General features: G+C 62.3%; 17 protein-coding genes. 6 read left to right on the top strand and 11 right to left on the bottom strand.

Annotated elements, in window-relative coordinates:
* Nucleotides 1-2 precede the first annotated feature (2 nt).
* From uvrY to SB765_RS11185, 4 genes are all read right to left on the bottom strand, one after another.
* Nucleotides 3-641 (bottom strand): UvrY/SirA/GacA family response regulator transcription factor, encoded by a 639-nt coding sequence (uvrY, locus tag SB765_RS11200; RefSeq protein ID WP_023047491.1) that lies wholly within the window; start codon nt 639-641, stop codon nt 3-5.
* Nucleotides 642-704: 63 nt separating this feature from the next.
* Nucleotides 705-1,094, bottom strand: coding sequence for a helix-turn-helix domain-containing protein (locus SB765_RS11195; RefSeq protein ID WP_049276675.1), 390 nt, complete (start codon nt 1,092-1,094; stop codon nt 705-707).
* A gap of 120 nt (nt 1,095-1,214) precedes the next feature.
* The gene (locus SB765_RS11190; protein ID WP_341796288.1) at nt 1,215-1,646 is read right to left on the bottom strand and encodes a GNAT family N-acetyltransferase; all 432 of its coding nucleotides are present in this window, start codon (nt 1,644-1,646) and stop codon (nt 1,215-1,217) included.
* 11 nt (nt 1,647-1,657) lie between these two features.
* On the bottom strand, nt 1,658-2,044 hold the full coding sequence (locus tag SB765_RS11185; RefSeq protein WP_341796289.1) for a DUF488 domain-containing protein: 387 nt from the start codon (nt 2,042-2,044) through the stop codon (nt 1,658-1,660).
* A gap of 127 nt (nt 2,045-2,171) precedes the next feature.
* Between SB765_RS11185 and SB765_RS11180 the strand changes: the two genes are divergently transcribed.
* Entirely contained in the window at nt 2,172-3,788 is a 1,617-nt protein-coding gene (locus SB765_RS11180; RefSeq protein ID WP_410931322.1) for an inorganic phosphate transporter, read from the top strand.
* A 163-nt stretch (nt 3,789-3,951) separates the two neighbouring features.
* On the opposite strand, the gene SB765_RS11175 is transcribed toward SB765_RS11180, so the two are convergent.
* The 3 genes from SB765_RS11175 to SB765_RS11165 form a co-directional block, all read right to left on the bottom strand.
* Nucleotides 3,952-4,647, bottom strand: a complete 696-nt coding sequence (locus tag SB765_RS11175; protein WP_341796291.1) for a glutathione S-transferase N-terminal domain-containing protein — start codon at nt 4,645-4,647, stop codon at nt 3,952-3,954.
* A gap of 87 nt (nt 4,648-4,734) precedes the next feature.
* Entirely contained in the window at nt 4,735-5,232 is a 498-nt protein-coding gene (locus SB765_RS11170) for a PaaI family thioesterase (RefSeq protein WP_410931321.1), read from the bottom strand.
* A 57-nt stretch (nt 5,233-5,289) separates the two neighbouring features.
* A complete protein-coding gene (locus tag SB765_RS11165) occupies nt 5,290-6,672 on the bottom strand; it encodes an amino acid permease (RefSeq protein ID WP_410931320.1) in 1,383 nt (460 codons plus the stop codon).
* 255 nt (nt 6,673-6,927) lie between these two features.
* Here SB765_RS11165 and gcvA point away from each other — a divergent pair, with 255 nt between their 5' ends.
* Nucleotides 6,928-7,824, top strand: coding sequence for a transcriptional regulator GcvA (gcvA, locus tag SB765_RS11160; protein ID WP_341796293.1), 897 nt, complete (start codon nt 6,928-6,930; stop codon nt 7,822-7,824).
* A 121-nt stretch (nt 7,825-7,945) separates the two neighbouring features.
* A complete protein-coding gene (locus SB765_RS11155; RefSeq protein ID WP_341796294.1) occupies nt 7,946-9,196 on the top strand; it encodes an aspartate aminotransferase family protein in 1,251 nt (416 codons plus the stop codon).
* A 3-nt stretch (nt 9,197-9,199) separates the two neighbouring features.
* On the opposite strand, the gene SB765_RS11150 is transcribed toward SB765_RS11155, so the two are convergent.
* On the bottom strand, nt 9,200-9,502 hold the full coding sequence (locus tag SB765_RS11150; protein ID WP_266032199.1) for a hypothetical protein: 303 nt from the start codon (nt 9,500-9,502) through the stop codon (nt 9,200-9,202).
* A gap of 140 nt (nt 9,503-9,642) precedes the next feature.
* Between SB765_RS11150 and SB765_RS11145 the strand changes: the two genes are divergently transcribed.
* Together SB765_RS11145 and fusA are read left to right on the top strand one after the other, a co-directional pair.
* The gene (locus SB765_RS11145) at nt 9,643-10,068 is read left to right on the top strand and encodes a hypothetical protein (protein WP_341796295.1); all 426 of its coding nucleotides are present in this window, start codon (nt 9,643-9,645) and stop codon (nt 10,066-10,068) included.
* Nucleotides 10,069-10,141: 73 nt separating this feature from the next.
* Nucleotides 10,142-12,253 carry an elongation factor G gene (gene fusA, locus SB765_RS11140; protein ID WP_341796296.1) on the top strand — a complete coding sequence of 704 codons (2,112 nt, stop codon included), beginning with the start codon at nt 10,142-10,144 and terminating at the stop codon, nt 12,251-12,253.
* A gap of 68 nt (nt 12,254-12,321) precedes the next feature.
* Here fusA and SB765_RS11135 read toward each other — a convergent pair whose 3' ends face one another.
* The 3 genes from SB765_RS11135 to SB765_RS11125 form a co-directional block, all read right to left on the bottom strand.
* Entirely contained in the window at nt 12,322-13,764 is a 1,443-nt protein-coding gene (locus SB765_RS11135; protein WP_410931319.1) for a SulP family inorganic anion transporter, read from the bottom strand.
* Between the two features lie 83 nt (nt 13,765-13,847).
* Nucleotides 13,848-15,557: a S8/S53 family peptidase gene (locus SB765_RS11130; RefSeq protein ID WP_410931318.1), complete on the bottom strand. Its 1,710-nt coding sequence runs from the start codon at nt 15,555-15,557 to the stop codon at nt 13,848-13,850.
* A 53-nt stretch (nt 15,558-15,610) separates the two neighbouring features.
* The gene (locus tag SB765_RS11125; protein WP_341796300.1) at nt 15,611-16,786 is read right to left on the bottom strand and encodes a hypothetical protein; all 1,176 of its coding nucleotides are present in this window, start codon (nt 16,784-16,786) and stop codon (nt 15,611-15,613) included.
* Nucleotides 16,787-16,910: 124 nt separating this feature from the next.
* On the opposite strand from SB765_RS11125, the gene SB765_RS11120 reads away from it, so the two are divergent.
* Nucleotides 16,911-17,675, top strand: coding sequence for a secretin N-terminal domain-containing protein (locus tag SB765_RS11120; protein WP_341796301.1), 765 nt, complete (start codon nt 16,911-16,913; stop codon nt 17,673-17,675).
* The last annotated feature ends 87 nt before the right edge of the window (nt 17,676-17,762 follow it).

Raw genomic sequence — 17,762 nt, 5'->3', positions numbered from 1 at the left:
TTTTACAGGCTTGCGTCGACCATACCGTGGCGAACGGCCAGCAAGGTCAGTTCGACGTCGCTGGTGACCGAGAGTTTTTCAAAGATCCGATAACGGTAAGTATTGACGGTCTTGGGCGAGAGGCACAACTTGTCAGAGATGATCTGCACTTTTTGGCAGCCGACAATCATCAGGGCAATCTGGATTTCCCGCTCCGACAATGTGTCGAACGGTGACCCCTGCGGCTGGAACGGTTTCAGCGCCAGCTGCTGGGCGATTTGCGGGCTGATGTAGCGCTGGCCGGCAAACGCCAGGCGGATGGCCTGGACCATTTCGTCAAGGCCTGCGCCTTTGGTCAGGTAACCGGCCGCACCGGCCTGCAACAGGCGCGTGGGGAACGGGTCTTCCTCGCACACGGTCACGGCCACTACCTTGATGTCCGGGTGGCTGCGCAGCAATTTGCGGGTGGCCTCCAGGCCGCCGATGCCGGGCATTTTCACGTCCATCAGCACCACGTCCGGTTTCAGCTCACGGGCCAGCTTGAGCGCGGACTCGCCCGAGTCCCCCTCACCCACCACCTGCAGGCCATCGATGTCGGCCAGCATGCGGGTGATACCGGTTCGTACCAGATCGTGATCGTCGACCACTAAGACCCTAATCAAGCACACACCTCGTCAACAGGGCGATTGGATCCCGCCACCTTAACAAAATTTTTCCAAACGGGTCTAACGCATTGCTTCTGTAAGAAACGCCTGACGCTCAACAGTGACAGGCCTCACTGTTTGCCTGGGTTTTCTATCGCTGCTCAAGCGGCCCAGCAGGTGCCAGATGGCCGCCTGGTCGTCGATGGGCAATTGCCGGAAGGCGCCCAGCAGCCCCGACTCATCCGTGCTCAGGCCCTCCAGCGGGGCCGGCGTGCGGATGCCGCTAAGCACGTACAGTGCATCCACCCCCCTGACCGCGAGGGCTGCCAGGTAATCGACCCGTGGCGTACGCTCGCCGCTTTCGTACTTGCCCTGGGCATTGGGCTCGACCCCACCGATATCGCCAAACACGCGCTGGGTCATGCCCAGGCGCTCACGCTCTTCCCGCAGCCGCGGACCAATCCCGTTCATTGTGGGCTTCTCCTTATCCCTGATCACGCTCATCCACTGCCGCCCCGTCTGCGGGCGACCGTGAGCGCCTGGGTTCACTATGCCGCTGCGCTTCGGTGGAGACAAGCCATCATTGCGCCACTAGCCGATCGTACGTTGCATGCGCACAAAGCACCCGTCCTCACCCATTTCGACAAAACCGTGGCGCTGGTACAACAGGCGCGCCGGGTTGCTGCGAAACACCATCAGCCTCAGCAACGGCAGGCGCCGCTGGCTGGCCCACAGCGCCAGCTCTTCCAATACCCAGCTGCCGACACCGCGCCCGCGGTGCTCGGGCAACAGGTGCAACTCGCGGATAAACAGCGCCTGGCGGTCCTGGCTGAGGCTGCAGAAACCCAACAGACTGTCGCCTTCCCTGACCAGCCACTGCTCGCGCCAACCCCAAGCCTGGTCGAAGGCGTCCTCGATCCAGAGCAGGTCAAATTCACGGTAATACGGCAGCATGGCGCGCCGCGTGAGGTCGCGGGCGAACGTACGGTGATTGTCGTTGGCGGGAATCAGTTGCAGGGGCATTACCACATCGCTCATTGGGCATAGCACACGGGTGAACTGCCAGGCCCATGCCGGTCCAGTTCGCTTTCCAACCAATCGGCCAGCACTCGGGCATTGTTGTGCTCGGTGTCCTTGCCTGCATAAAGCAGGGTCAGAGGGCCCTTCCCGGCGAGGTCCAGCAGCGGATACCAATACTCGGGGTGAGCGGCGAGCTCTCGTTGGTAGCGCTGGGTAAAACCGGCAAAGTCGACTGCCCCTTGGTGAAACGCCTTGCGCAATTCATTGGAGGGTGCCACTTCGCGCAACCACTGCCCGTGCAGGTCTTCCTTGCGCAGGTTGCGCGGCCACAGGCGGTCGACCAGCACTCGCTGGCCATCGTCGCCCGTGACCGCATCGTAGACACGCTTGCAGCGGATCATGGGTTTCTCCTGCTTTTACCGTCCGTCTTGAGCCTAGATAATTCATTGATCGAGGTCACGGTCGGGTTACGAATTGTTTCTATGCTCAAGGCCTTCGGCAACTTGCCCAACGCCAACCGGAGCCATCATGGCAACCCCGTCACTGGCCAGCCAGCCGCACCTGGCCCAGCGCGACGCCCGCCCGCAGCTTGCCCACAAGCCTGGGCGCGCCACCCTCGTGTTGTTCTTCGGCCTGCTGCTGGCCGGCATCGCCTACACCGCCTGGAGCCTGAAGCAGGATGTAAACGCCAGCGGCACGGTGATCACCACAGTCACGCCGTTTCTGCTGTTGGGCATGGCACTGCTGATTGCCCTGGGCTTCGAATTCGTCAATGGCTTCCACGACACCGCAAACGCGGTGGCCACCGTGATCTACACCAACGCGCTGCCGGCACCGGTCGCAGTGGTGTGGTCCGGGCTGTGCAACTTCCTCGGCGTGCTGCTCTCCAGTGGCGCGGTGGCATTCGGCATCATCGCCCTGCTGCCGGTGGAACTGATTCTACAGGTGGGCTCCTCGGCCGGCTTTGCAATGGTTTTTGCCCTGCTGCTGGCGGCGATCATCTGGAACCTCGGTACCTGGTGGCTGGGGCTGCCGGCGTCATCCTCGCACACCCTGATCGGCTCGATCATCGGTGTGGGTGTGGCCAATGCCCTGATGCATGGGCGTGACGGCACCAGCGGCGTGGACTGGGCCCAGGCCAGCAAGGTGGGCTACGCCTTGCTGTTCTCCCCCCTGATCGGCTTTGCCTGCGCCGCCTTGTTGTTGCTCGCCCTTCGAGCCCTGGTGAAGCGTCAAGCGCTATACCAGGCGCCGCAAGGCCAGACACCGCCGCCATGGTGGATTCGTGGCGTACTGATCCTGACGTGCACCGGGGTGTCCTTCGCTCATGGTTCCAACGACGGCCAGAAAGGCATGGGCCTGATCATGTTGATTCTGGTCGGCACCCTGCCAATGGCGTATGCGTTGAACAAGACCATGCCCAATGAACAGGCCCTGCAGTTTTCCGCAGTTGCCGAAGTAACCCGCCAGGCACTGGTGCGCAGCAATCCGCAAGCGCCTCCGGCCGACCCACGCCAGACGCTGACCGCATTCATTGGCGAACCCAAGGCCAGCCCGCAACTGGTACCGGCGCTGGCCGCGCTGACCGGGATGATCGGTGAAGAGGTCAAAGGCTACGGCTCGCTCAAGCGCATACCCGCCGAAGCCATGGCCAACGTACGCAATGACATGTACCTGACCAGCGAAGCCATTCGCCTGATCGAGAAAAACCGTTTAGTGGCATTCGACGCCGACACCCGCAGCCATGTCCAACTATTCAAGACCCAACTGGACGACGCCACCCGCTACATTCCCCTATGGGTCAAGGTGGCCGTGGCCATCGCGCTGGGGCTGGGGACCATGGTTGGCTGGCGGCGCATCGTGGTGACCGTGGGGGAGAAGATCGGCAAGACCCACCTGAGCTATGCCCAAGGCGCCTCGGCGGAGGTCGTTGCCATGTGCACCATTGGCGCAGCTGACATGTTCGGGTTGCCGGTTTCGACCACCCACGTGCTGAGCTCGGGGGTGGCGGGGACCATGGTGGCGAATGGCTCAGGGATTCAGAGGCGCACGTTGATTAACCTGCTGATGGCCTGGGTGCTGACCTTGCCGGCAGCGATGCTGTTGGCTGGCAGCCTGTACTGGCTGCTGAGCCACATTTTCTAACCTGTACTACGCCCTCTGTAGGAGCGGCCTTGTGCCGCGAAAGGGCCGCAAAGCGGCCCCGGCATTTTGTGCATTTTGCTGAAATCCCGGGGCCGCTTTGCGGCCCTTTCGCGGCACAAGGCCGCTCCTACAGGGATCGGTGTACGTGACTGGTTCGGCGTTATCAGCTCGGGATTTTCAGGCCGCGCTGCACCGCCGGCCGTTCGAGGAACGTCGCCAGCACCCGCTGCACTTCCTTGAACTGGTCAAAGCCCACCAACTCCCGGGCGTTGTAGCGTTCCACCAGGTTCCGCACCCAAGGGAAGATAGCAATGTCGGCGATGCTGTATTGGTCAGCCATCCACTCCCGACCTTTCAAGTGCCGATCCAGCACACCCAGCAGCCGCTTGGATTCGTTGACATAGCGGTCACGCGGGCGCTTGTCTTCATAGTCCTTGCCAGCAAAGAAATGGAAGAACCCGACCTGGCCGAACATCGGCCCTATGCCGCCCATCTGGAACATCAGCCACTGCAGGGTCTGGTAACGCTGAGCAGGCTCCTGGCTGAGCAGTTGCCCACTTTTCTCCGCCAGGTACTGCAAGATCGCCCCTGACTCAAACAGCGGCAACGGCTGCCCGCCCGGGCCGTCGGGGTCCAGGATGGCCGGTATCTTGTTGTTGGCGCTGAGCGAGATGAATTCAGGGCTCAGCTGGTCATCGTTGTCGAAGCTGACCTTGTGAGCCTCGTAGGCCAGGCCGATTTCTTCGAGCATGATCGACACCTTGACGCCGTTGGGCGTCGGCAGCGAATACAGCTGCAGGCGTTCGGGGTGTTTGGCGGGCCACTTGCGGGTAACAGGGAAAGCACTGAGATCGGTCATGATCAACCTTGCCTGGGGAATGGACCTGTCACTCTAGAGACATCCCCGGCCGCTGACCATCACCGACCACTCATCAGCCCGGGTCACTCAAGCCTGGCCGTGGGCCTTGAGCTTGAGCTTTTCGGTATCGACACGGACGAACACCGAGTCGGCGGTCACGGTCAGCACATCCTCGGCCCAGACTTCGCAAAGCACCCGGCACTTGCGCCCCACTTCCCCTTCCACTCGGGCCTTGAGCAAAAGCTCGACGCCCATCGGCGTGGGTTTCAGGTAGGTCAGGTTGAGTGTGCCGGTAACGCAGTCGATACGCGGCAGGCTACCCGGCTCGCGGCCTTCGTTGCGGTAGTGGTAGGCCATGGCCGTCCAGTTGGAATGGCAATCGACGAGCATCGCCAGCAGGCCACCGTAGACCAGGCCAGGCCAGCCGATAAAGGTGCTGTCGGGTGCATGGCGGCATACCAGGTGGATGCCATCGGTGTCCCAGTGACTTTGCAGGTGCAGGCCACTGGGGTGGGAACAACCGCAGCCGTAGCAGGTGCCTTCCGGCGCCGCGAGGGCCTGAAGGGAAAGTGGGTGGTCAGTCATACGCTTCCTGTGCTTGTTGGAATGGGGGCGCGCAACGCCCCCATTAAAGCAGATACATCAGGCCGTCTGGGCAACCACCTTGGCATGCCGCTGGGTCAGCGAAACCAGCAGGATGAACGCAGTCACCCCAGCGGTCATCAGCGTTTCATAGCGGTAGGCATCGCTGAACAGCATGTAGCCCAGCACCATGACGATGGTGCCGATCACCAACCAGGTCAGCCATGGGAACAGCCACATCTTCAGCTCCAGCGGGCGCCCTTCACGGTCGGCGCGGGCACGCATGCGCAGCTGCGACACGGCAATCACCAGGTACACCAGCAAGGCGATGGCGCCGGTGGTGGACAGCAAGAAGCCGAAGACCTTACCAGGGAACACATAGTTGACCAGGCACCCGGCAAAACCGGCCAGCGTCGAGAAGATGACCGCCACGGTTGGCACGCCCGAACCGGAGATACGCTTGGTCATGCTCAGTGCCTGGCCGCGGGCGCCCAGCGAATAGAGCATGCGTGACGCGGTGTACAAGCCCGAGTTCATGCAGCTGGTCACCGCCACCAGTACCACCAGGTCGACCAGCAGCTTGGCGCCCGGCACGTTCAGCACTTCCAGCACGCGCTGGAACGAACCGACCGCTTTCAGCGCGGGGTCGTTCCAGGCTACCAGCGACACCACCAGGAAGATCGACGCCAGGTAGAAGATGGCAATGCGGTACACCACCAGGTTGGTGGCACGGCGGATCTTGTCTTTCGGGTTGGCGGTTTCGTCAGCGGCAATGGTGACGATTTCGGCGCCGAAGAACGAGAAGATGGTGATCAGCACGCCACCGAGCACAGTGCCGAACCCGTTGGGCATGAAGCCGCCGTTTTCCCACAGCCGGCTGACCCCGGACACCTGGGCCAGCGGCCAGAAGCCGAATACCGCCAGGCTGCAGACCACGATGAAGGCAATGATCGCCACCACCTTGACCAGCGCGAACCAGTACTCGAAGGCGCCGAAGTTCTTCACGCTGATCAGGTTGGTACCCGACAGCACCAGCATGATGAGGAAGGCGAACAACCAGGACGGTACGCCTGGGAAGTAAGCATGCAGGATGTCGGCGCCGGCAATCGCCTCGACCGGAATGATCAGCACCCAGAACCACCAGTACAACCAGCCGATGGTAAAGCCTGCCCAAGGGCCGATGGCCTCGGAGGCATAGGTGGAGAACGAGCCGCTGTTAGGGTTGGCGATGGCCATTTCGCCCAGCATGCGCATCACCAGCAATACCAGCAGGCCGGTCATGGCGTAGGAAATGAGGATGGCCGGGCCGGCCGTGGCGATGGCGTTCGACGAGCCGATGAACAGGCCGGCGCCGATGATGCCGGCAATGGAGATCATGGAAACCTGACGGGAGGTCAGGCCGTGCTGCAGGGAACGCTGTTTCTTGTTGTCTTGCGAAGCCATGAAGAACCCTCGAATGGGTCGGCCGCTTTGAGGCGGCTGAAGGTCGGAGCAGAATTCTTGTAAATTTCTGATAGTCGTTTTTGTTGTTTTGCAGATGCCGGAAGCGGGTACAGACCTCCTCTTCACATGACCGGTTGTAATCGTTGATCCAGGTCAGTATTAATCTATAGGCCGGGGTCAACAAACGACCTTTTCGAACCACATGATTCCGCTTTGGAATGAACTCCTTCCTTTTTTGCTCGGTATTTGCCTGTCATGTCCAAACGCCTGATGCCTTCGACCACCGCCCTTCAGTGCTTCGAAGCGGCCGCCCGCCACCTCAGCTTCACCCGCGCGGCCCAGGAACTGCACCTGACCCAGAGCGCCGTCAGCAAGCAGGTCGCGCAGCTCGAAGACATGCTCTCGCACTCGCTGTTCCAGCGCATTCGCCGGCGCCTGCACCTGACCCCGGCCGGCGCGCTGTACCTCACCGAAGTGAACAAGATCCTCACCCAGATCGATATTTCCAGCCGCTACATCCTCAGCTACGGCGACGAAACAGAGGTGCTGCGCATCGCCACCCAGCCCACCTTTGGTGCGCGCTGGCTAGTGCCCAAACTCAAGGGTTTCGGCGACCGCTACCCACGTATCCACCTGGATGTGCGCAACGAACTGGAGCCATTCGACCTGGTGCAGGCCAAGGCCGACGTGGCCTTTTTCTTCGGCCAGGGCACTTGGCCTGGGGCAACCTGCATCGAGCTGTTCAGCGAAGAAGTGGTGCCGGTGTGCAGCCCGCAGTTGCTGGCCAACCACCCCTTTGAAAGCGCCCAGGCGCTGACCGAGCACCGCCTGTTGCAGTGCGTGTCGCGGCCGGAGGCCTGGCATGAATGGTTCCTGGGGTTGGGGCTGCACAGCCAGAACAGCTACCACGGGCCGCGTTTCGACACGTTCTACCTGTGCATTCGCGCAGCGATTGCCGGCTGCGGTATCGCCCTGATTCCGCGCTACCTGGTGGCCGAGGAACTGAGCGAGGGCAAGCTGGTGGTGGCCCTGGACCACCCGGTGGCAAGCAATGGCCGGCACTTCATTGCCCATGCCGAGCATGCCGCCGAAGTGCCCAAGATCAGGGCCTTTGTGCAGTGGATTCGCGAGCGGGTGGCTGAGGGCGACTGATTTGACCTGTGCCGGCCAGTTCACGAATTCAGGGAATGACCGCAATCGAATAATTCGTTTGCGGAATAACCCCTCAACACGTTTGGATAATAAGAAACTTGAACAAAGGTCCCGCGTGCCCATGAACCAGGAAAGTATCAGCCAATCCATCGCCATCGTTCACCCGATCACACTTTCTCATGGCCGCAATGCCGAAGTCTGGGACACCGACGGCAAACGTTACATCGACTTTGTCGGCGGTATCGGCGTGCTCAACCTGGGCCACTGCAACCCCGCCGTGGTCGAAGCAATCCAGGCCCAGGCCACCCGCCTGACCCACTATGCCTTCAACGCCGCGCCCCATGGCCCGTACCTGGCGCTGATGGAACAGCTGAGCCAGTTCGTACCGGTCAGCTACCCGTTGGCCGGCATGCTCACCAACAGCGGTGCGGAAGCGGCAGAAAACGCCCTGAAAGTTGCCCGCGGTGCTACAGGCAAGCGCGCCATCATTGCCTTCGACGGCGGTTTCCATGGCCGCACCCTGGCCACCCTGAACCTCAACGGCAAGGTGGCCCCTTACAAGCAACGGGTGGGCGAGTTGCCTGGGCCGGTGTACCACCTGCCCTACCCTGGCGTGGATACCGGGGTTACCTGCGAGCAGGCACTCAAGGCCATGGAACGCCTGTTCAGCGTCGAACTGGCCGTGGAAGACGTGGCAGCATTCATCTTCGAGCCGGTGCAGGGCGAAGGCGGCTTCCTCGCCCTCGACCCCGCCTTCGCCCAAGCCTTGCGCCGCTTCTGCGACCAACACGGCATCCTGATCATCATCGACGAGATCCAGTCCGGCTTCGGCCGCACCGGCCAGCGCTTCGCCTTCCCGCGCTTAGGGCTCGAGCCCGACCTGCTGCTGCTGGCCAAAAGCATCGCCGGCGGCATGCCGCTGGGTGCGGTGGTCGGGCGCAAGGAACTGATGGCAGCACTGCCCAAGGGCGGCCTCGGTGGCACCTATTCGGGTAACCCGATTGCCTGTGCGGCGGCGCTGGCCAGCCTGGCGCAGATGACCGACGAGAACATCGCCACCTGGGGTGAGCGCCAGGAGCAGGCCATCGTCAGCCGCCACCAGCGCTGGAAGGCGTCGGGCCTGAGCCCGTACATCGGCCGCCTGACGGGCGTGGGCGCCATGCGCGGCATCGAATTCGTCAATGCCGACGGCAGCCCGGCGCCGGCGCAACTGGCCAAGGTAATGGAGTCGGCGCGGGCCAAGGGCTTGCTGCTGATGCCCAGCGGCAAGGCGCGGCACATCATCCGCCTGCTGGCCCCGTTGACCATCGAAGCCGAGGTGCTCGAGGAAGGGCTGGATATCCTCGAGCAGTGCCTGGTGGAGCTGAACTGAGGCTTACAGGCCCAGTTCTTCGGGGGTTAGCATGTCGGATTCGAAGGCGATCCAGCCGCCTTCGAGTTCGGCGTGGCCGTTGACGATCGGGCCGTAGTAGGTCAGGCCGTTCTCCAGGGTCACGCAGATGTGCGTGGCCGGCTTTTCAGGTGCCGCGAGCGTACCGACGAAATGCACCTTCTTCAGGGTTTCGGTCACCGCTTCCAGGCCCACGCGCATGCTGGGGTTTTCCGAAGCTTCGGTATCTCCGCCACGGTCTTCGGCGCTGATGGTCACGGTGGCGGTGTACGGGTACTTGGTGCTCAAGCGGGGTTACCTCAGTGGGTGTGTAGGCGTAAGGGCGCGTAGAGTACGGCAGGCGGTCTCCGTTGTCTCTACAGGTGATCTGAATGCCCCGATCTGTTAGGGTGCCCGCCGATGCACGCCACACCACACGAGGATCCCGAGTGAGCGCCGAAGAACCCCTGATCGCCGACCTGTTCGATGTCGACAAACGCCTGTCCCTCAAGCCCGTCGTGGACTTCAACAGCTACCTGCGCAACGCCTTCGGCGAAGGCCCGTGCCGTTGCCATCGCTGCACCGAAGGTGGCGACGAAAGCACCTACAGCCACGCCCACACCTTTACCTTCGACAGCCGCCAATGGCACCGCCGCTTCGCCAGCACCTCCGGCAGCGATGTTGCCCAGGTACTGAAAAAGGCATGGCTGTCGTACACCAAGGCCGACCTCAACCTGGTCGGCACACTGGACCTGGCCACCCTCAAGACCTTCACCGAAGCCGCCCTGCACTCGCGTCTGCTGGCGCTACTGACGGCCAGCGGCCTGGCCCGTGAAGTGGATGGCCAGTGGATGCTGCAAGCCCAGGCCGACTGACGGCCCGGCGGCAGGGCAGGATTCCACCGGTCTGCTAACGTGGTGGAATCCGCCCATTCGCAGGTAGTCCGCCATGGCCCGCACAACGCCCATCGAGCTGTACCGCAATATTGGCATCGTCGCCCACGTGGACGCCGGCAAGACCACCACTACCGAGCGGATCCTGTTCTACACCGGGGTCAACCACAAGATGGGCGAGGTGCACGATGGCGCGGCGACCATGGACTGGATGGCCCAGGAGCAGGAACGCGGCATCACCATCACCTCGGCGGCGACCACGGCGTTCTGGCAAGGCTCGACCAAGCAGTTTGAGCACAAGTACCGCTTCAACATCATCGACACCCCCGGCCACGTCGACTTCACCATCGAGGTGGAGCGCTCGTTGCGCGTGCTCGATGGCGCGGTGGTGGTGTTCAGCGGTGCTGACGGGGTAGAGCCACAGTCCGAGACGGTTTGGCGCCAGGCCAACAAATACCATGTGCCACGCCTGGCCTACATCAACAAGATGGACCGCCAGGGTGCCGACTTCCTGCGTGTGGTCAAGCAGATCGACAAACGCCTGGGGCACCACCCGGTACCGATCCAGCTGGCCATCGGCAGCGAGGAGAACTTCATCGGCCAGATCGACCTGGTGAAGATGAAAGCCATCTACTGGAACGACGCTGACCACGGCACCAGCTACCGTGAAGAAGATATACCCGCCGAACTGCAGACGCTTGCCGACGAATGGCGCGCGCACATGATAGAAGCAGCCGCCGAGGCTAATGACGAACTGCTCAACAAGTTTCTTGAAGGCGAAGAACTGAGCATCGAAGAGATCAAGGCCGGGTTGCGCAAACGCACCATCGCCAACGAAATCGTGCCGACCATCCTCGGGTCCTCTTTCAAGAACAAGGGCGTACCGCTGATGCTCGATGCGGTAATCGACTACCTGCCCGCCCCGTCGGAAATTCCCGCCATCCGCGGCACCGACCCGGACGATGAAGAAAAGCACCTGGAACGGCACGCCGACGACAAGGAGCCGTTCTCGGCCCTGGCTTTCAAGATTGCCACCGACCCGTTCGTCGGCACACTCACCTTTGCTCGCGTTTATTCCGGCGTGCTCAGCTCAGGCAACGCGGTACTCAACTCGGTCAAAGGCAAGAAGGAACGCATCGGCCGCATGGTGCAGATGCATGCCAACCAGCGTGCCGAAATCAAGGACGTGTGCGCCGGCGACATCGCCGCGCTGATCGGCATGAAGGACGTGACCACCGGCGACACCCTGTGCGACATGGACAAACCGATCATCCTCGAACGCATGGACTTCCCTGACCCGGTGATTTCCGTGGCCGTGGAGCCCAAGACCAAGGCCGACCAGGAAAAAATGGGCATCGCCCTGGGCAAGCTGGCCCAGGAAGACCCGTCATTCCGCGTGCGTACCGACGAAGAAACCGGCCAGACCATCATCTCGGGCATGGGCGAGTTGCACCTGGACATCATCGTCGACCGCATGCGCCGCGAGTTCAACGTCGAAGCCAACATCGGCAAGCCGCAGGTGGCCTACCGGGAAAAAATCCGCAACACCTGCGAAATCGAGGGGCGCTTTGTGCGCCAGTCGGGCGGCCGTGGCCAGTATGGCCATTGCTGGATCCGTTTCGCCCCTGGCGACGAAGGCAAGGAGGGCCTGGAGTTCATCAACGAGATTGTCGGCGGGGTGGTACCGCGCGAGTACATCCCGGCGATCCAGAAGGGTATCGAAGAGCAGATGAAGAACGGCGTGCTTGCCGGCTACCCGCTGATCAGCCTCAAGGCCGCCGTATTTGACGGTTCGTACCACGATGTCGACTCCAACGAAATGGCCTACAAGATCGCGGCTTCAATGGCCACCAAGCAGCTGTCGCAGAAAGGCGGCGCGGTGTTGCTGGAACCGGTGATGAAAGTGGAGGTGGTGACGCCGGAGGAATACCAGGGCGACATTCTGGGCGACCTCAGCCGGCGCCGCGGGATGATTCAGGACGGTGACGAAACACCGGCCGGCAAGGTAATCCGTGCCGAGGTGCCGTTGGGCGAGATGTTCGGCTACGCCACCTCGATGCGTTCGATGACCCAGGGCCGGGCCAGCTTCTCGATGGAGTTCACCCGCTATGCCGAGGCACCGGCGAGCATCGCCGATGGCATCGTCAAGAAGAACCGCGGGGAATGATTCATTCGCCTGTGCCGGCCTCTTCGCGGGCACGCCCGCGAAGAGGCCGGCACGGGTGACAACCAGGCTCAGTGCTGTTCGCCAGCCCGCTTCAACAGCTTTTTGCACCGCTCTGACAAATGCACCACGCGCAAATGCTTGCCCGCCTTGGCATACCGCTCACGCAGGGTCTTGAGCGCCGCAACCGCCGAATAGTCGACAAAGCTCAAATGCTGGCAATCCAGCGTGACCTGGGTCGGGTCCTGGGCCGGGTCGAACTGGTTGAGGAATGACGCGGTCGAGGCAAAGAACAGCGTGCCATGCACCTGATAGCGCTTGCCGCCGTCGGCGTCCTCATGGCTGTCGGCGTACAGCTCCCGCGCATGCTGCCAGGCAAAGTTGAGCGCCGCGATGATGATGCCGAACAGCACCGCCATGGCCAGGTCGGTAAACACTGTCACAACGGTCACTGCAATGATTGCCAGCACATCGTTCACCGGCACCTTGTGCAGCACCCGCAGCGACGCCCAGGCAAAGGTCTGCTGGGCTACCACGAACATCACCCCGACCAGCGCCGCCAGCGGAATACGCTCGATCAGCGGCGACAGGAACAACACGAACAGCAAGATCATCACCCCGGCCACTACCCCGGACAGCCGGCCGCGACCATTGGAGCTGAGGTTGATCACCGTCTGGCCGATCATTGCGCAACCGCCCATGCCACCGCACAGGCCCGAGACCATGTTCGCCGCGCCCAGTGCCACGCACTCGCGGTCCGGGAAGCCACGGCTCTCGGTCACTTCATCGGTCAGGTTGAGGGTGAGCAAGGTTTCCAGCAGGCCAACCATGGCCATCAGCACGGCGTAGGGGGCGATGATCTTCAGGGTTTCCAGGTTCCAGGGCACATCCGGCAGTGCCAGCCCCGGCAGGCCACCGGCGATGTGCGCCATGTCGCCCAAAGTGCGGGTGGGCAGGCCGAGGAGGTACACCAGCAGGCCAACGCCCAGGATCGCCACCAGCGCTGGCGGTACCGCACGTGTAAGTTTCGGCAGCACGTAGACCACGGCCATGGTCAGTGCCACCAGGCCGATCATCAGGTACAGCGGCGCGCCGCTGAGCCAGTGCTCACCCGCCTTGAAGTGCTCAAGCTGCGCCATGGCGATGACGATGGCCAAGCCATTGACGAAGCCGAGCATGACCGGGTACGGCACCAGCCGTACCAGCTTGCCCAGCCGTAGCAGGCCGAACAGGATCATCACCACGCCACCCAGCAGCACCGTGGCCAGCAGATACTGCGCGCCGTGCTGCACCACCAGCGCAACGATCACCACCGCCATCGAGCCGGCAGCGCCGGAAATCATCCCCGGTCGACCGCCAAACAGCGCCGTAAGGGTGCAGATGATGAAAGCGCCATACAGACCCATCAGCGGATTGAGGTGAGCCACAAGGGCAAAGGCGATGCACTCGGGCACAAGGGCGAACGAGGTGGTCAGGCCGGCGAGCAGGTCGGCGCGTAATCGGGCGGGCTTCATGGGCTTCCTGTGAGGCAGTCCGGGCGGACGTTACAAAAACGAGGGGCGCGATGTTACGGAATTTGTCTGACAGCGGCCACCGTTCAGCGCACCCGCTCCCGGCTCTGCACTGCCAGGTCCAGCGCGCGCTGCATGTCCAGGCGCGCCGAACGCCCCAGGTCGGGGTGGTTCAGGCGCCCACCACGCTCCGAAGGCAGGATCGGCGCCGTCAGGTCTTCGGCATCCATCGCCTCGAAATCCTGCTCGGTGCCCAGGGTCAGGGCACTGCGCCGCAACAGCATGCGGACCTGTTCCGGGGTGAGGGCCGGGTTGATCGACAGCATCGCTGCCACGGTGGCAGTCACCAGGGGTGTCGCGTACGAGGTGCCGCAATGCGCAGCCGCGGCCGCCGCCGGGCGTATGCAGGCAGCAGCACTGACATCCACGCGCATGTCGATGTTGGAACTGTGGCGCTTGCGCACATGGTCGGGGGCTTCGACCGCCGTCGCCTTGTCGCTGCGCTGGTGCCCGCCCACCACCAGCAGTTGTTCGGTAATGAACGACGACGGCAGGCGGTATTCATCGGTACCTGACCACGACGCACCGTTGCCCGCCGAATTCACCACCACCACGTCCGGGTGCTCTTTGCGCAGCCAGAGGAAGAACTCCTCAAGCAACTCCTCGTAGCCACTCATCGCCAGCCCGGAACGCACCAGCGAATCGACCTCATCACCGTTGACATCGCGTGCGCCGACCCTGTGGATGCCCCAGCTCCAGTTCAGCACCCGCACGCCATCCTCGACCAGGTTCACCGATGCAGCGATGTTGGCGGTGATACCTGCATCCGAGTTGCGCTCTACAATCACCTCGAAGCCAGGGCTGTGCTTGCCCAGCCCCGGTAAAAAACCCTCACCCTGCGCGGCGAGAATGCCTGCGACATGGCTGCCGTGGCTTGTCGGGCGATCACCGTCGCGAGCGAACAGGCACGTCTGACCCTGTTCGCAGCCGCCTCGGTATTGGCTGAACCCCGGGGCGTCAAAGTCCACTTCGCGCTCGATGACCCCGACCCGCACGGGCTGCACCGGCAAGCGCGAAGCGCCAATCCGTCGCTGGTAGAAATACAGCGCGTCCATGAAGCGGTTGGCGGCCCATTCGTCTGCCTGGTCAATGGCGCGGCTGTCGCGCCCGCTGCCCTCTTCCCCACGCTCCGGGGCGGACTCCTCGAGAATCACGGCATCCACGCTGACCTCACTGCCCATGCGCAGGATCATCGCGTCACGCTGCACCAGGTCGTCCACCGGCAAACGCAGCTGGTAGACATTCAGCGGTGGTATGGCACCGACAACCTGGGCGCCGTATTTCCCGGCAATGCGCCGGGCCTCGCCAAAGCCGTCGTGTTTTTCTTCGATCAACAGGCTGACCAGGTCGACATAGGTAGTCAGCCCATCCATGTTCTTCGCCACTTCATCAGGCCCTGCGGCAACAACATGACTGCGCTGGCGGGTCAGCCATATCGGGTTGCTGGTGCGGCCACCGTATTCCAGCCACAAGGGCGCGCTGCGCTGGGCTTGTTTCGCCAGGTTCAGGATAAGCCGGTCACCTTTGCGTTCGATATCGGCTGTTGGCAGTCGCACACCGCCCAGCCATACCTTGGGCACATCTGCACCGAGCCCCTCGGCACGCAGGCACCATTGCTGCCCGCCTTCGCCCAGCAGGTCGCCGCAACGCTGCAGTTGCTTGATGCGCAGCACATCAGCTGCTGCCTCTGCACCAAGGCTACAAAGCCACAACAGCAAGAACAGGCCACCCCTCATGCGATCACCCCATGCACTCCCTCTGAGTGCGACTGGCGGGACAACTCAAAGGTTCAGCTGCGGCCAGCAACTGCCTTGTCGCGGGCAAGCCATTCAGCCATGGAAGCATCCTCCAGCGCGTACTCGCCACGATTGGCCTTCCACACCAGCTCCTTGTCGCGCAGGGCATCGAGGGCCTTCTGTACGTTAGGCGTATTGGCGTTGACTTCTGCCTGGGCCTGCTCCAGCTTGCGTCTGATGTCGATCAAGGTCTGCTCTGTGAACGGCGAGAACGGATGTCGGCCTAGCGTGCGCTCGGCCATTACCTCAAGCACCGCCTGCTGCAACGGCGAAAGCTCGTTCCAGGCACTTTCGTAGTCACTCCAGACACCAGCCTGATGGTTGAGTGCCCCAGTGCGCAGCAGATCGCCCAAGTTGGCCGCTTCACCGAGGCCGACGCTGACTTCGGCCAACAGCTTGTTGAGCATTTCCGGGCGACGGCCCACCAGCTCGAAAGCGTACGCCAGGTCCTCTACCTTGAACTGATTGCTATCGGCCAGGCGCCGGTTCCACAAGCCCGTGATGAATTCGACATATTCACGCCCCAGTAATGGGAAGGGCGTGATGGTGGCACCAAAGAACGGCTGCTTGCTCTTAAGTACCAGGTTGGCCAGCTTGTCGCGGCTGGAGCCGGTGAACACCAGGCGCAAGCCATCCGGACGGTCGCCACGGTTGAGGTGGTCACGTGCAGCTTTCAGCGCGAACATCGCATTGAGGCCATCTTCGCTGTTAAGGGCGTGCTGAGCCTCGTCGATGATCAGCACTACCATCTGCCCTGACACTTGATGCAACACGGAAAGTGCCTGCGCCAAGGTAGTACCCGCAGGCAGTTGCGGGCGGGTGAAATCCCAGCTCAGGGTGCGCAGCAGGTTTATTTTTTCAATACCAGCCTTTTTCGCGGTCCTGGCCAGCGCACCTTCGAAACTGGCCAGCGCAGTGCCGATGGCGCCACTGATGAGCTGCGCCGGGGCCGCGTCGCGGTCCGACCACAGGTCCACGTAAACCGGTCGCCAGCCGCGCCGTACGCATTCCGGTATAAGGTCATTGTTGAGGAAGGTGCTCTTGCCCGTGCGCCGGGGCGCGGCCAGGAACATGCCAGCGCTGTAATCGATCAGCGACTCGCCTGCCAGGTCTTGGGCCAAAGCGTTGGCCAGTTGATCACGGCGCAGGAGCGGGCGAACAGGAGCCATGTCATTATCCTCAATTATCTTGCCTACTATAATTTATAGCCTACAAGATAAATCAGGATAATACGACCTTCTGAACAGCGCGGGCGTGATCCAGATCCGGCAGGAGGCCAGCAAATTTGCCATCATGTTGATTCCACCTGCGGAGATCATGGACATGCCGCTACGCCCCCTTTTCACTTTCCTGCTGCTGCTTGCCAGCCTCGCCGCCCAGGCCGCCACCGAAGTGGTGCCGCTGCAGCACCGCACCAGCGCCGAACTACTGCCTGCCGCGCAGGCATTCATCGGCAACGACGGCACGGTCAGCGCTTTCGAGAACAAGCTGATCGTCAACGCCAGCCCCGAGCGCATCGGCGACCTGCGCGCCTTGCTGCAACAACTGGACACCGCTCCCAAGCGCCTGCTGATCAGTGTCGACAACAACGACAGCAACTTCCAGGACAACCGCGGCAACGCACGCGTCATCCACTACGGCACCAGCAACCGCGACGGCGGCATGCAGCAGGTGCAGGCCAGCGAAGGCCAGCCTGCGCTCATTCAGGTGGGCCAGAGCATCCCGATCACCAGCACCAGCACCGACGGCTACGGGCGCATCCAGAGCAACACCGAATACCGCAATGTGACCCAAGGTTTCTATGTCACGCCAAGCTTGAGTGGTGACACGGTTCGTCTGCAAATAAGCACCAATAATGACCGTATCAGCCAGGAACGTGCAGATGTAGTGAAAGTGCAAAGCACCGACACGACAATCACCGGCAAGCTCGGCGAATGGATCACCCTGGCCGGCTACAACCAGCAGAGCCAAGCCGACCGCAGCGCGTCAAGCCGCAGTTACAGCACCCAGCGCGGTGAAAACATGACTTTGCGGGTAAAAGTCGACCTTCTCGAGTGAACCCAGGCAACTCAAGGCCTCGACCAAAGGCCTAGAAACTGACCGCCAAGTCGCATTAGACCAAAGATGTAGTAAGCGAAAAAAACC

It is taken from the genome of Pseudomonas sp. SIMBA_067 (assembly GCF_046534675.1).
In the GTDB taxonomy this organism is placed as follows: domain Bacteria; phylum Pseudomonadota; class Gammaproteobacteria; order Pseudomonadales; family Pseudomonadaceae; genus Aquipseudomonas; species Aquipseudomonas putida.
Note: the sequence above shows the minus strand (reverse complement) of the source record. Positions and strands in the feature narration are given on the sequence as shown.